Here is a 13,192-nt window from a genome sequence, read left to right as displayed (position 1 = left end):
CACCGCTCATCAGGAGTCCAACATGTTTGAAGTTTCAGGCCACAACTACATCGCCGGCACACGTTCGGCAAACGGTACGACCACCCTGCATAGCTACGACGCCAGCACCGGGGAAGCGCTGCCGTACCGCTTTCATCAAGCGACAACGGACGAGGTGAACGCGGCCGCGCAAGCAGCCGCCACGGCTTACCCGACCTTTCGCAACCTTTCTGCTGCACGTCGTGCCGATTTTCTCGACGCGATTGCCACAGAACTGGAAGCGTTCGATGAACCGTTCATCAACCTCGTGTGCCGGGAAACCGCCCTGCCCGCCGCGCGCATCCAGGGTGAGCGGGCCCGCACCAGCGGCCAGATGCGCCTGTTCGCCACGATGCTGCGGCGCGGTGATTTCTACGGTGCGCGCATCGACCGTGCGCTGCCGGACCGCCAACCGTTGCCCCGCCCGGACCTGCGCCAGTATCGCACCGGCCTCGGACCGGTCGCGGTGTTCGGTGCCAGCAACTTCCCGCTGGCCTTTTCTACCGCGGGCGGCGATACCGCCTCTGCCCTCGCCGCCGGTTGCCCAGTAGTGTTCAAAGCCCACAGCGGGCACATGGCGACCGCCGATTACGTCGCCGATGCGATCACTCGCGCCGCGCGAAAAACCGGCATGCCTGAAGGTGTCTTCAGCCTGCTTTACGGCAGTGTCGGTGAAGCACTGGTCAAGCATCCGGCGATTCAGGCGGTCGGTTTCACCGGTTCGTTGCGCGGCGGTCGGGCCTTGTGTGACATGGCAGCGGCACGCCCGCAACCGATCCCGGTGTTCGCCGAGATGAGCAGCATCAACCCGGTGTTGCTGTTGCCCGAAGCGTTGAAGGCACGCGGCGACAAAATCGCCACCGAGCTGAGCGCTTCGGTGGTACTGGGTGCGGGTCAGTTCTGCACCAATCCCGGTTTGGTACTGGGCATTCGTTCGCCGGAATTCACCGCTTTCCTTGAGCGTTTTGCCGGATTGATGAATGAACAACCCGCACACACCATGCTCAACAGCGGTGCCCTGAAAAGCTACTGCCACGGCCTGGACAATCTGCGGGCTCACCCCTGCATAACGCACCTGGCCGGCGCCGTTCAACAGGGTAATCAGGCGCTGCCACAAGTGTTCAAGGCCGACGTCAGCCTGTTGATCAACGGCGATGAATTGCTCCAGGAAGAAGTATTCGGCCCGACCACTGTCGTCGTCGAAGTCGCCGACCACGCCGAGTTGATGCAGGCCTTGCACGGCCTGCGCGGGCAGTTGACCGCCACCCTGATGATTGAAGACACGGAAGCCGGCAGTGTCAGCGACGTGCTGGCCCTGCTGGAACAGAAAGTCGGGCGCGTATTGTTCAACGGTTACCCCACGGGCGTGGAGGTCTGCGACGCGATGGTCCACGGCGGACCGTACCCGGCGACGTCGGATGCGCGCGGCACGTCGGTCGGCACCCTGGCGATCGATCGCTTCCTGCGCCCCGTGTGCTACCAGAACTGCCCCGACAACCTGTTGCCAGATGCCCTGAAAAACGCCAACCCGCTGGGCATCGCCCGTCTGATTGACGGCGTCAGCCACCGCGAAGCGCTGTAGGTCACCGGTTTCAACTAACGCCCACTGATAGCAACAACTTCCATGCCTGTGAACAACAGGCATCGGATTCGCTCGTCCCGAAAACCGCTGCACCCACAATAAAAACAGAGGAAGTCTCATGCACGTTCAACGTCACCCGAAACAACGCTTTTGTACATTGCTGCTGGCCGTAACTGCCGCCGTGATGATCAATACCGCAGGCACTCAATTGGCCTTTGCCGACACCACCCCCACCGCGACGACAGCGCCCATGCAATGTGCCACTGAAGCCACACCCCGCTACACCAAAACCCCCACCGGTTACCTCATGGTGTTGCGCACGGGTGACAACGCGTTCAAGGAACTGACCAAACTGGCGATTGCCGAGAAGATCCCCAGCGCCTCGATCAGCGGGATCGGTTTCGGCAACGTGAAGTTCGGTTTCTGGAACAAGGACAAAAAGGACTTCGACGCCAAGACCTTCAGCAACGTCGAGATGGCCAGCATTACCGGCTCGGTGGCGTGGAAGAACGATCAGCCTTCGATCCACATGCACGGAGTCGCCGGCGACGCCACGTTCCAGGCCTATGGCGGCCACATTCTGGATTTCGAAGTCACCACCGGTTCGATGGAAATCACTGTGATCTTGCACCAGCGTCGTCTGGAACGCGGGATTGACCCGTGCATCGGCGCCAACGTACTGGGTATCTGATTCCAGCAGCAGGCTCCCGCCGACAGCGCATCTGTGACGGCGGGAGTCACCCTTCTCAATTCCAACTACAAAAACAAGGGTCGCTTCATATGAGCAACAAGAACACGGTTGTAACCCTGGCTCTGGGTGTCATTGCACTCAGCACCCAGGCACAGGCTGACTTTTTGAGTGACAGCAAAGCCACGCTGGGGATGCGCAATTTCTACTTCAACAATGACAACCGCGACGGCTCGGCCGCCCCCTCGAAAACCGAAGAGTGGGCACAGGGCTTCATGCTCGACTACAAGTCGGGCTACACCGATGGCGTGGTGGGTTTTGGCGTCGACGCGCTGGGTTTGCTGGGCGTTACCCTGGACAGCGGCAAAGGACGGCATGTCGGCAGCTCGATGATTCCTTCGGACAGCGACAACAGCGCCGTCGATGAGTGGAGCCGGTTGGGGTTGACCGGCAAGGTCAAGGTCTCGAAATCCGAACTGCGCCTGGGCACGTTGATGCCGAAGCTGCCGATCCTGGTGGCCAACGACGGACGCCTGCTGCCGCAGACATTCGAGGGCGGGCAAATCACTTCGAGCGAGTTCAAGGATCTGACCCTGACGGGTGGCCGGATTGAACACGCCACGGGGCGGGGTTCAAGCGATCAGACCGGCCTGGCCGCCACGGGCGGTACCCGTGAAAGCAACGCGTTCGACTTCGCTGGCGGCGACTGGAAAATCACCAGGGACCTGACCGCCCAGTATTACTACGCCAACCTGGAAGACTATTACACCCAGCAGTTTTTCGGCCTGATCCACACACTGGCGATCTCGGACAATCAATCCCTGAAAGCCGACCTGCGTTACTTCAAGACCGACTCGTCCGGTAGAAACAGCTCGGGCACCCCGGGCTACAGAATCAGTGGCTACACCCAAGGCAGCGATGGCGAGATCGACAACCGAACCTGGAGTGCCGCGCTGATTTACGCCTTGGGTGCCCATGGGTTTACGGCGGGTTACCAAAGCGTTTCCAACGGCAGTAATTTCACTCAGCTCAATCAGGGCAATTTGCCGGACAAAGGCGCCGGAGGGGCCAGTCTTTACCTGTATACCGATCGCCTGATCCAGACCTTCACCCGCGCGGGCGAGCGCACAGCCTTCGGTCAGTATGCGTATGACTTCGTAGCCGTGGGAGTACCGGGTTTGAAAGCGTCGGTCATGTACCTCAGCGGGGACAATATCAAGACGACATCCGGTGATAACCAGAAAGAATGGGAGCGAGATATCAGCCTGGACTACGTACTCCAGTCCGGTACGTTTAAAGGGGTTGGATTCGCTTGGCGCAATGGCAAGTCGAACAGCGACGCGTCCCGCAACCAGGACCAGAATCGGTTGATCGTGAGCTATAGCATTGCGCTGTTTTAGCCACCGGACATCACGATATCGCTCAATTCGAGTACGCGGGCCTGCGGGAGGGACTCAACCATGACTGCCTGCCCCCGGACTTGATGAACGCTCCATCGGGGTGTTGACCCGGCACTCACCTTTGCGACTCCTGCATTGCAGGAGTCCATGCTTGCGCATCAAGGCCGATACAACCCGCTCGAGCCCACTGTCACCTTATTTATTTGACTTGAGTATTAGTTATACCGGTATGGATTGTTGTCAATACCGCCCCGTTATTTAGCATGCATATACTTGCGCACACTGCTTCCGAGTCTATGGACAAGAGTTCTCGGGCACCCGTTGATAATGGGTAAAGCTTATTGTCATACCAACGAGGCAATGTATTTCGCTTATCAACTACATCACTCGGATCCGGTTCGAGCGATTACCAACTGCTACTGGAACAATCGATGTAAGGCACACCTGATGGACATCGCGCCGGCCGGCGCGACCCCACCCGAACAACAATAATAAGAGTGTTGATATGATTCCTGAATCCGCAACCGAAGTTGCAGGTCTCGAGCGTAGTGCTGCCCGGACCTCGTCCCTGAAGAAGTACCAGAGCATCACCGTGGTGTTGTTGTTGCTGATTGGTATCGTCAACTATCTGGATCGCAGCGCGCTCTCGATCGCCAATACCTCGATCCAGAAAGACATGCTGATCAGCCCATCGCAGATGGGCATCTTGCTGTCGGCATTTTCCCTGGCCTACGCGTTCGCCCAGCTGCCGCTGGGCATCATCATCGATCGACTGGGCAGTAAAATCTCGCTCGGCGCCGCCTTGCTGACCTGGTCCGTTGCGCAATCGGTATCCGGGCTGGTGAACAGTTTTGCCGGCTTCATTGGCCTGCGGATCCTGCTGGGGGTGGGTGAAGCGCCGATGTTCCCATCGGCGGCCAAGGCCTTGTCGGAGTGGTTCGAGGCAGAGAAACGCGGGACGCCGACCGGCATCGTGCTGTCTTCGACATGTATCGGGCCATGCCTGGCCCCGCCGTTGTTGACGCTGTTCATGATCAATTTCGGCTGGCGCGGGATGTTCGTCATCACCGGGCTTATCGGCATCGTCCTGGCCACGTGCTGGCTGATGTTCTACAAGAGCAAAAAACAGTACCTGGCCGAGCTGGCCGCCAGCGGTCAACCGTCGCCGGAGGTTGCCCAGGTCGCCGAAAAAAGCGCTGAGCCGGCACCGCGCAAGGCGCTGCTTGCCGACTGGTTGAGCCTGTTCCAGCACCGCAGCACCTGGGGCGCGGTGCTGGGTTTCATGGGCGTCATCTATATGCTCTGGCTGCACCTCACCTGGTTGCCGGGTTACTTCGAGCGCGAACATGGCCTGGGCCTGTACAAAACCGCCTGGGTGGTCTCGCTGGCCTACCTGTTCGGCGCCTTTGGCACCATTGCCGCCGGGCGCATTTGCGACCGCATGGTCAAGCGCGGCATGAGCGTGTTGGGCAGCCGCAAGGTGACGGCCATTTCCGGCCTGTTGCTGGCGGCCACGTTCACCCTGCCGTTGTCGTTTGGCAGCAGCCTGACCCTGAGTGTGGTGCTGCTGTGTCTGGCGTTGTTCAGCATCAACCTGGCCAGTTCAACGGCCTGGATGATCGCCAATACCATTGTCTCCACACGGCGGGTCGCCTCCTTTGGCTCGATCCAGAATTTTGGCGGTTACATCGCCGGGTCCATCGCGCCGATCGTCACCGGATTCAGCATTCAGCACTCGGGCTCCTTCGCCACGGCCTTCATGGTCAGCGCGGTGGTCGCAGTGGTCGCGGCACTGGCCTACTGGGTACTGCTCAAAGGGCCGGTTGGCGACTGAAGTTATCTATTGATCGAACACTATAGAACTGGAGGATTTATGCCCAAGGGTTATTGGATTGGCCGGGTCGACGTCAGTGATCTGCAGGAGTATCAGCGCTACGCCACGGCCAACACCGTGGCTTACAAAAAGTATGGCGCGCGGTTTGTCATTCGCGCCGGGCGATTCGAAACGGTGGAGGGTCAGAGCCGAGCGCGCAACGTGGTGATTGAATTCCCCAGTTATCAGGCTGCCATCGATTGCTGGAACTCCCCGGAATATCAGGACGCGGCGAAGATTCGTCAGCCCATTTCCATCATTGATCTGATCATTGTCGAGGGGTATGACGGACCGCAACTCGATTGAGCCTGGCAGTCGTATCACTTAATCATTAAAAGAGGTCAGCATGGAACTTGGAATCGAAGGGCGTTGGGCACTGGTCTGTGGTGCGAGCAAAGGCCTTGGCAAAGGTTGCGCCAAAGCCTTGGTAGCGGAAGGAGTGAACGTTGTGATTACTGCGCGCAATCTCCGGGCGCTGGAAGACACAGCCACTGAACTGCGTCTGCTGAACAGCAAGGTCACGGTTAAGACCGTGGTCGGCGACATCACCACCGTCGCCGGGCGCGAAGCGGCACTGGAAGCCTGTCCGGTGCTCGATATTCTGGTGACCAACGCCGGAGGTCCGCCGCCGGGAGACTTCCGCGACTGGACTCGCGAGGACTGGATGGCCGCCCTTGACGGCAACATGCTCACACCAATCGAGCTGATCAAGGCCACCGTCGATAATATGGCTGAACGCGGATTCGGTCGCATTGTGAACATTACCTCGGGCGCGGTAAAAGCGCCGATCGGCATATTGGGGCTGTCCAACGGCGCTCGCAGCGGCTTGACCGGTTTCATTGCCGGATTGGCGCGCCAGCCGCAGCTGGTTTCCAATAACGTCACGATCAACAACTTGCTGCCGGGGCTGTTTGACACCGATCGCCTGCGCGAATCGACTCAGGCCGCTGCCAATGCGGCCGGCCAGGCGCTTGACCAGGCGCTGGAGAAGAAACGCGGGGCCATCCCTGCCGGCAGGTTCGGTACTGCTGACGAGTTCGGTGCGCTGTGTGCGTTCATGTGCAGCCGCCACGCGGGCTATCTCACCGGGCAGAACCTCTTGCTGGACGGTGGCGCCTATCCGGGGACCTTCTAAGGGCAGGCCGATTCCCTGAACACGTGGGCACAGTCGATCACACTCGTTCTCAGGCAGCTTGGCGAAGCGCTCTTGTTCTCGCTTTGCTGCCGATCACCCGATGTGATCATCCCCTGCTCCGTCAGCCTTTGAGCAAGTGCCGAATACGTACAGGCTTGCCAGCGATTTGAAAGCGCCGGGCAGCTGATTCGATTTTCAACTCCGCGCGAGTGACTCGACCGTGGTGGCGTAGATGGTCGTACCAGGACTCGTCAAAAAACAACTCGATCCACAGTTGCGGATTTTCGGTGTCCTGCATCAACTGCCAGGAAAATGAACCATTGCGCTGCCGCATCCTGCGCACCTCTTCCATAGCCTCTTTGAAGGCATCGGCATCCACCGTGGCGATCTCATATTCGAGTGAAACCATGACAGGCCCACGCTCACCTTCAACGTCGACCCCCATCAGCGGTTGCGGCCAATGCAGCGAAGGGGCCAGGTCTTCCGCGCTCAGCGCAGGCAGTTTGACCCTCCAGCCCAACCCTGCTCCCATCACCATGATTACGGCGGCAAGACTCAGCGATATCGAGATCGAAAACCAGCTGGCGATCAGTCCCCATAGCACACCGCCCAAAGCCATGCTGCCAAAGAAAGTCAGGATATAGACCGCCAACGCCCTGGCCCTTACCCACGCAGGTACCGATGTTTGCGCAGACACCTGAAAGCTGGACAGTACCGCGATCCAGGCTGCACCACTGAGGAACATCACAGGGATAAGCAGATAGAAATCCTGAATCCATGCCAATGCCAGCAAGACTGCCGCATAGACAAGGCTGGCCGATGCCACCAGCAGATTGACAGCAACATGCTGGCGAATCCTGGGTAGCAACATTGCACCCGCGACCGCCCCGATCCCGACGCAACCGAGCAAGATCCCGAATTGCTCAGCGCTGCCCTTCAGCTCACTTCGCACAATCAGTGGAAGCAAGGACATGCCGGCGCTTGCACCCAGGAAAAAAGCCAGGGCGCGCACCAGAACTCGCTGCAGGTGCCGTGAACTACGGGTATAACGCCAACCCGTACGTATAGCGCCAAACAGGCGTTCTGCCGGCAATACGGTCTGTTGTGGCGTGCGATGCCACAAGGCGAGCACCGCGATAACGCCAAAGAAGGACACGGCATTGACGGCAAATGTCGCCCATGGCCCTACCAGGCTGATGATGATGCCAGCGATGGCCGGTCCGAGTGCTCGGGCAACGTTGACCCCCACGCTACTGAGCGATATCGCGGCGGGCAGATCACTGGCCGGAACCAGCTCAGGTGTCAACGCTGACCATGCCGGCATAGTCAGCGCCGTTCCAATCCCCATGGCCAGAGTAAACAGAAGTAAAAGCGTAGTGCTCATCAGGTCCGCAAAGGTGATCAACGCGAGCGCCAGTGCAATGACGGCCATCCCTGCCTGGACAGCCAACAGGTAACGCCGTTTGTCGACGATGTCGGCCAGCGCACCAGCAGGTAGCGCTAGAAGGAACATGGGCGCGGCACCCGCTACTTGTACCAGCGACACCATGAACGGACTGGCCGACAAGGAGGTCATCAGCCACCCGGCACCGACCTCATGCATCCACGTCCCTATGCTCGATGCAATGCTGGCGAGCCACAGGCTGAGAAACAGTCCATGGCGAAGCGGTTGCCAGGCCGTACCCGGTGCCTGCTCTTCAGTCATCGTGCTCACCATTTCCTCCCTACTCCTCCCTGCAGTCTGCTCAGGAGTGACCAACGATGCGACAGACTCCTGCCCCATGCCAATATTCCGGATATTCCGGATATTCCGACAAAGTGCGCCTCATCCTCTGGTGGGGAAGAGGCGCTTACGGATCAGTGACCTTCCGATGCGTTAAACATGGTTTTGGCATAAATCAAACCAAGACCATAAGCGCCACCGTGAGCGATAGAGGTTTTCACCGTCTCGTTATAGGTGTCGCTGCGAGCCCAGTCACGTTGCAGTTCCAGGAGGTATTGAAGCGAGGTCATCGGGCGCGCACCTGCTTGAACCATACGTTCGATAGCGCGCTCATGAGCCTCATCTGAAACGTCACCACACGCATCGCAAATGACGTAGACCTCGAAGCCTTGTTCAAGCGCCGAGATCGCCGGTCCAACGATGCAGACCGAGGTCCAGAGACCGGCAAGAACGATTCTGTTGCGACCGATCCTGTTCACGGCGACGGCGATACGCTCGTCCTCCCAGGTGTTCATGCTGGTACGGTCAATCAGCTCCTGGCCGGCGAAGACCGAGGTGATTTCTTCAAACATGGGGCCCGAAAAGCTTTTTTCGGCGACGGTGGTAAGAATGGCAGGAACGCCAAATTCCTTCGCTGCTTTGGAGATCAGTGCCGCGTTATTACGCAGTGATACAGCGTCGATAGATTTGGTCGCAAATGACATCTGTGACTGAAAGTCGATCAGGATCAGGGCGTGGTTGCTCGGATCAATCAGGCCTTTGCCCGGTGCTGCTTTTGCGGTTGCCATAACACTTCTCCAGATATGTTTTGAGAAGCGCCATTTTCGGTTTCGCTGGAGCAGAGCGATTGTACGGATGTGCGAATCTGGAGGATTTGTGCTGAGAGAATTTCTTTTGCCTGCAGTCACCTCGCGATAGCGCTGCAAGACCAGCAGCGAAGGTGTAGCTGCCGGAGCCCATGACCGGGCTTATTGTCACTTGTTAGTTGACAGTCAAACGCTTTATAGCCGCTTTTTCACATTACGGCACCTCATTAGTCTGTGCTCACGGTGTTGCTGAGACCCAAGCCCCAGCACCGCAGCAGCCCGATCCCAAGGCAAGCAAAAACTCTGACGACTTAAAAAGGATTTGCACATGAGCATCAGGAAAACCCTCGCCGCTTGCCTCCTCGTCCTGTCCATCGGCAACGCGTTCGCTGCACAAAGCGCTGGAGTGCAATCCATGAGCCTTTTCTCTGCCCACCTGTTGCCTTGGAGCGCCCTGCTGCTGGTGCTCGACGCTCTGCTCTGGCACCTCGTTCCGTTCAAGCATCGCGCGCCAAAGGTCGGCGTGCGTCTGGTGCTGTTTCTGGCGTTCAGTGCGCTGCTCATCAACGCCGGCGTCAGCCCGTTGCAGGCGCCGTCGTTTGCCGATGACCCGGTGGCGCAACTCGGTGCGACGGCGCTGGGGATTGTCTGGTGGCTGTACGCCGCACGGGTGCTGACCGAGGTGTTCGGCCTGGCGCTGATGCGCCGCATCGGCCACAGCGGCCGCCTGTTGCAGGACGTTATCGGTGCCCTGGTGTTTCTGGCCTCCATCGTCGCGGCCGCCGGTTATGTGCTGGATCTGCCGGTCAAAGGTCTGCTCGCGACTTCGGGCGTGTTCGCCATCGTTGTCGGTCTGGCGCTGCAGAGTACGTTGGCCGACGTGTTTTCCGGCATTGTGCTCAATACCACCAAACCCTATCAGGTGGACGACTTTGTCGTTATCGATGGCGTCGAGGGCAAGGTGCTCGACATCAACTGGCGCGCCACGCACCTGTTGAGCAGCGCCGGCACGATGGCCGTGGTACCGAACTCGGTGGCGGCCAAGGCCAGGATCGTCAATCTCAGCCGTCCGAGCAATCTTCACGGGGTGTCGATCAGCATCCGGGTGCCGAACCACATCCGCCCCCGTCGAGTACTCGATGCCCTCGACCGCACCCTGCAAGGCAGCAGCAGCCTGTTGCTCGACCCTGCACCCAAGGCTGTGTTGAAAGAGGCCGGCGAAGAGATGTCCGAATACGTTGCCAGCGGTTTCATCGCCGAGCTCGGCAAGAAAAGCGAAGTGCGCAATCAGCTGTTCGACCTGGCCCACCGGCACCTCGAAGCCGCGGGTATTTCCCGGCAGCCCGATGGTGTGATCGAGCCTTCGACCCGCGCCCGGGCGTTGCTCGATGAAGTGAAAGTCTTCCGCTCCCTGAGCGCCGAGGAGCGTGATCGCCTGGCCCGGAACATGGTTGCGCAGCAATACGCGGCCGGTGAGGTGGTGCTGGATCTGGAAGAAGTACCGGACAGCCTGTTCGTCATCGCCACCGGCGTGGTCAGCGCCACGGTCGCCGACGGCAGCCTGCAGATTGAAGCCGGGCGCATGGGGCCGAGTGAAATCATGGGCGAACAAAGCATCCTCGCCGACACGCCATCCCAGGCACGGTTCACTGCCATGACCTCATGCATCATCTACCGCCTCGACAAATCCCTGACCCGCAGTTGCATGGAGCAACGACGCGAAGTCGACCGGGCGCTGAACAAGCTGCAAGCGGTGCGGCAGCAGAACAGCCGGATGGCGTTGATGGCCAAACCGGTGGCGGTCAGGAAAGGTGGTTTTCTGGGGTGGTTGCAGAGCCGTTGAACAACTGTCAGGCACTGACCTTGTCGGTGTCGCACAGATCGTAATGATTCACAGATACCGTTCCATCGTGTTTTCAACCAGGCACCCGTCTTTGGACTTTACTGAATCATAGGCACTTGAAAGGCGGGAATTAACACCGTTCAACTCGCGAGCCAAAGCCTTGCGAAAAAAATAAAGCCCCCTACGCAAAGCTGTTTTTCCAGAAGGGATGGTGCCGCCCCACCGTACCGTGCGCCAGAACGCTCCCATCAACACGGATATTTGTCATGGCCCATGTTCAGCACAACACCACCTGCATGTCGACCACGCAAACGCGAAAAGCCACGACCGGTGGTCTCACTCCCTGGCGGGAAAACCTGGTCAAGCAATTGATCCTCGACCGCCTCAGCGACCCTCTGGAAATCACCGAACTGGCACGGGCCTGCGCGTTGTCCCGCAGTCATTTCTCCCGTACCTTCAAATGCAGCACCGGTCTGTCGCCCCAGGACTGGATCCGTTGCCAGCGCATCGCCCGGGCCAAGCAACTGATCGAGAAAACCAACCTGACCCTGACGCAAATCGGCCTGGAGTGCGGCTTCTGCGATCAGGCGCACTTCAGTCATATTTTCACCCGCAGCGAAGGCATCACGCCCTTTGCCTGGCGCTGTCGGGCGGTGCGATCCACACCACCAGGCCGCCTCCATCGCTAACCGCTGAAATTCAAGGGATCGATCCACCCGGCTCGATCCAGACACCAATACCCCAAATACGCGACACCGTTGCGACAGGGAGCGAAGGACATGACAGTCAAGCGAATGGACAACGTCCTGATCGTTGTCGACGATCTCGAAGCGGTGAAGGCGTTCTTCATCGAGTTGGGCCTCAAGCTTGAGGGCCAAACCACGGTGGAAGGGTCTTCTGTCGGGAGCCTCATAGGGCTTGGAAACGTACGGGCGACCCTCACGATGCTGCGCACTCCCGATGGGCAGGGAATTGAACTGGACAAATTCCATACGCCAGACGCAATCAGGTTTGGACCCGTGGACGCGCCAATGAACGCTTTGGGTCTTCGTCGCATCATGTTTGCCGTCGATGACATCGATGCGGTCGTTGCACGGATGCGGGCCCATGGCGCAGGACTGATTGGCCAGATGCAGTACGAGAAATCATACCGGCTCGCCTACATTCGCGGGCCTGAGGGCATCATCGTCGGGCTTGCCGAGCAACTCGGCTAAGGCGCACGGCTCGCTCCCGCGCACGACGTTCACCGCGCAGGCAGGCAACCGCCTGACCCCTTGCATGCCGGCCTTGAAGCTCTATGGAGAGCCGGAACGAAGGACACCTTTGGGCCGGACTGAGTCGAGGGCGCGGGCTTGCTCCAGACGGCGTTCCGACGATGGACGTTAACGATGACACGGGAAACCTGATGCCCCGCGGTGCGCTCGGGTTTTTCGCGAGCGGGCTCGCTCCTACAGGCGCCAGAAAAACAAAACCCCTACCTGCATACGCAGATAGGGGTTTCGGAATTTAATCTTGACGATGACCTACTCTCACATGGGGAAACCCCACACTACCATCGGCGATGCATCGTTTCACTGCTGAGTTCGGGATGGGATCAGGTGGTTCCAACGCTCTATGGTCGTCAAGAAATTCGGGTACCGAGTCGTGGCCGGCTGGCCGCGCTTCAGCAAATTGGGTATGTGATGGAAATCGGTGTTTTGTGAGCGTCGAACTTTCGGTTCTTGCGTCTTCACACACCGCAATCTGATGCTTCTTTCGAAGTAGTCAAATTGCTTGGGTGTTATATGGTCAAGCCTCACGGGCAATTAGTATTGGTTAGCTCAACGCCTCACAGCGCTTACACACCCAACCTATCAACGTCGTAGTCTTCGACGGCCCTTCAGGGGACTCAAGGTCCCAGTGAGATCTCATCTTGAGGCAAGTTTCCCGCTTAGATGCTTTCAGCGGTTATCTTTTCCGAACATAGCTACCCGGCAATGCCACTGGCGTGACAACCGGAACACCAGAGGTTCGTCCACTCCGGTCCTCTCGTACTAGGAGCAGCCCCTCTCAAATCTCAAACGTCCACGGCAGATAGGGACCGAACTGTCTCACGACGTTCTAAACCCAGCTCGCGTACCACTT

The 13,192-nt window shown here is 58.9% G+C and carries 11 protein-coding genes and 2 rRNA genes (1 of these 13 running past the window's edge); 9 read left to right on the top strand and 4 right to left on the bottom strand.

The genetic code is table 11. The annotated features are described in order from the left end of the window. Window positions 1-22 precede the first annotated feature (22 nt). The 6 genes from ACEN8E_RS13310 (at window position 23) to ACEN8E_RS13285 (ending at window position 6,696) form a co-directional block, all read left to right on the top strand. Complete coding sequence (locus tag ACEN8E_RS13310) at window positions 23-1,600, top strand: aldehyde dehydrogenase (NADP(+)) (RefSeq protein ID WP_495593008.1); 1,578 nt, start codon at window positions 23-25, stop codon at window positions 1,598-1,600. Between the two features lie 118 nt (window positions 1,601-1,718). Next, on the top strand, window positions 1,719-2,291 hold the full coding sequence (locus tag ACEN8E_RS13305) for a PPC domain-containing DNA-binding protein (protein ID WP_495593007.1): 573 nt from the start codon (window positions 1,719-1,721) through the stop codon (window positions 2,289-2,291). Between the two features lie 89 nt (window positions 2,292-2,380). Then, a complete protein-coding gene (locus ACEN8E_RS13300; protein WP_495593006.1) occupies window positions 2,381-3,688 on the top strand; it encodes an OprD family porin in 1,308 nt (435 codons plus the stop codon). 568 nt (window positions 3,689-4,256) lie between these two features. Beyond that, window positions 4,257-5,522 carry an MFS transporter gene (locus ACEN8E_RS13295; RefSeq protein WP_495593315.1) on the top strand — a complete coding sequence of 422 codons (1,266 nt, stop codon included), beginning with the start codon at window positions 4,257-4,259 and terminating at the stop codon, window positions 5,520-5,522. A 39-nt stretch (window positions 5,523-5,561) separates the two neighbouring features. Beyond that, a complete protein-coding gene (locus ACEN8E_RS13290) occupies window positions 5,562-5,867 on the top strand; it encodes a DUF1330 domain-containing protein (RefSeq protein WP_495593005.1) in 306 nt (101 codons plus the stop codon). A gap of 40 nt (window positions 5,868-5,907) precedes the next feature. Further along, window positions 5,908-6,696 carry an SDR family oxidoreductase gene (locus ACEN8E_RS13285; protein WP_495593004.1) on the top strand — a complete coding sequence of 263 codons (789 nt, stop codon included), beginning with the start codon at window positions 5,908-5,910 and terminating at the stop codon, window positions 6,694-6,696. Window positions 6,697-6,817: 121 nt separating this feature from the next. On the opposite strand, the gene ACEN8E_RS13280 is transcribed toward ACEN8E_RS13285, so the two are convergent. Both ACEN8E_RS13280 and ACEN8E_RS13275 read right to left on the bottom strand, forming a co-directional pair. Continuing rightward, complete coding sequence (locus tag ACEN8E_RS13280; protein ID WP_495593003.1) at window positions 6,818-8,401, bottom strand: MFS transporter; 1,584 nt, start codon at window positions 8,399-8,401, stop codon at window positions 6,818-6,820. A gap of 152 nt (window positions 8,402-8,553) precedes the next feature. Beyond that, window positions 8,554-9,207 (bottom strand): hydrolase, encoded by a 654-nt coding sequence (locus ACEN8E_RS13275; RefSeq protein ID WP_495593002.1) that lies wholly within the window; start codon window positions 9,205-9,207, stop codon window positions 8,554-8,556. Window positions 9,208-9,640: 433 nt separating this feature from the next. Between ACEN8E_RS13275 and ACEN8E_RS13270 the strand changes: the two genes are divergently transcribed. From ACEN8E_RS13270 to ACEN8E_RS13260, 3 genes are all read left to right on the top strand, one after another. Further along, window positions 9,641-11,068, top strand: a complete 1,428-nt coding sequence (locus tag ACEN8E_RS13270; protein ID WP_495593001.1) for a mechanosensitive ion channel domain-containing protein — start codon at window positions 9,641-9,643, stop codon at window positions 11,066-11,068. Between the two features lie 266 nt (window positions 11,069-11,334). Beyond that, window positions 11,335-11,757, top strand: coding sequence for an AraC family transcriptional regulator (locus ACEN8E_RS13265; RefSeq protein WP_495593000.1), 423 nt, complete (start codon window positions 11,335-11,337; stop codon window positions 11,755-11,757). A gap of 90 nt (window positions 11,758-11,847) precedes the next feature. Further along, window positions 11,848-12,282: a VOC family protein gene (locus ACEN8E_RS13260; protein WP_495592999.1), complete on the top strand. Its 435-nt coding sequence runs from the start codon at window positions 11,848-11,850 to the stop codon at window positions 12,280-12,282. 296 nt (window positions 12,283-12,578) lie between these two features. Here the strand turns inward: ACEN8E_RS13260 and rrf are convergent. Continuing rightward, a 5S ribosomal RNA gene (rrf, locus tag ACEN8E_RS13255) occupies window positions 12,579-12,694 on the bottom strand. A 158-nt stretch (window positions 12,695-12,852) separates the two neighbouring features. Then, window positions 12,853-13,192 (bottom strand): 23S ribosomal RNA (locus ACEN8E_RS13250); it runs 2,552 nt beyond the window's last position.

This window comes from Pseudomonas sp. Pseusp9 (genome assembly GCF_059491265.1).
Note: the sequence above shows the minus strand (reverse complement) of the source record. Positions and strands in the feature narration are given on the sequence as shown.

Excerpts from the sequence above, each read along its gene's own strand:
- ACEN8E_RS13310 (WP_495593008.1), top strand. The coding sequence starts at position 23 with ATGTTTGAAGTTTCAGGCCACAACTACATCGCCGGCACACGTTCGGCA.
- ACEN8E_RS13305 (WP_495593007.1), top strand. The coding sequence starts at position 1,719 with ATGCACGTTCAACGTCACCCGAAACAACGCTTTTGTACATTGCTGCTG.
- ACEN8E_RS13280 (WP_495593003.1), bottom strand. The coding sequence starts at position 8,401 with ATGACTGAAGAGCAGGCACCGGGTACGGCCTGGCAACCGCTTCGCCAT.
- ACEN8E_RS13275 (WP_495593002.1), bottom strand. The coding sequence starts at position 9,207 with ATGGCAACCGCAAAAGCAGCACCGGGCAAAGGCCTGATTGATCCGAGC.
- ACEN8E_RS13265 (WP_495593000.1), top strand. The coding sequence starts at position 11,335 with ATGGCCCATGTTCAGCACAACACCACCTGCATGTCGACCACGCAAACG.
- ACEN8E_RS13290 (WP_495593005.1), top strand. The coding sequence starts at position 5,562 with ATGCCCAAGGGTTATTGGATTGGCCGGGTCGACGTCAGTGATCTGCAG.
- ACEN8E_RS13260 (WP_495592999.1), top strand. The coding sequence starts at position 11,848 with ATGACAGTCAAGCGAATGGACAACGTCCTGATCGTTGTCGACGATCTC.
- ACEN8E_RS13285 (WP_495593004.1), top strand. The coding sequence starts at position 5,908 with ATGGAACTTGGAATCGAAGGGCGTTGGGCACTGGTCTGTGGTGCGAGC.
- ACEN8E_RS13300 (WP_495593006.1), top strand. The coding sequence starts at position 2,381 with ATGAGCAACAAGAACACGGTTGTAACCCTGGCTCTGGGTGTCATTGCA.
- ACEN8E_RS13270 (WP_495593001.1), top strand. The coding sequence starts at position 9,641 with ATGAGCCTTTTCTCTGCCCACCTGTTGCCTTGGAGCGCCCTGCTGCTG.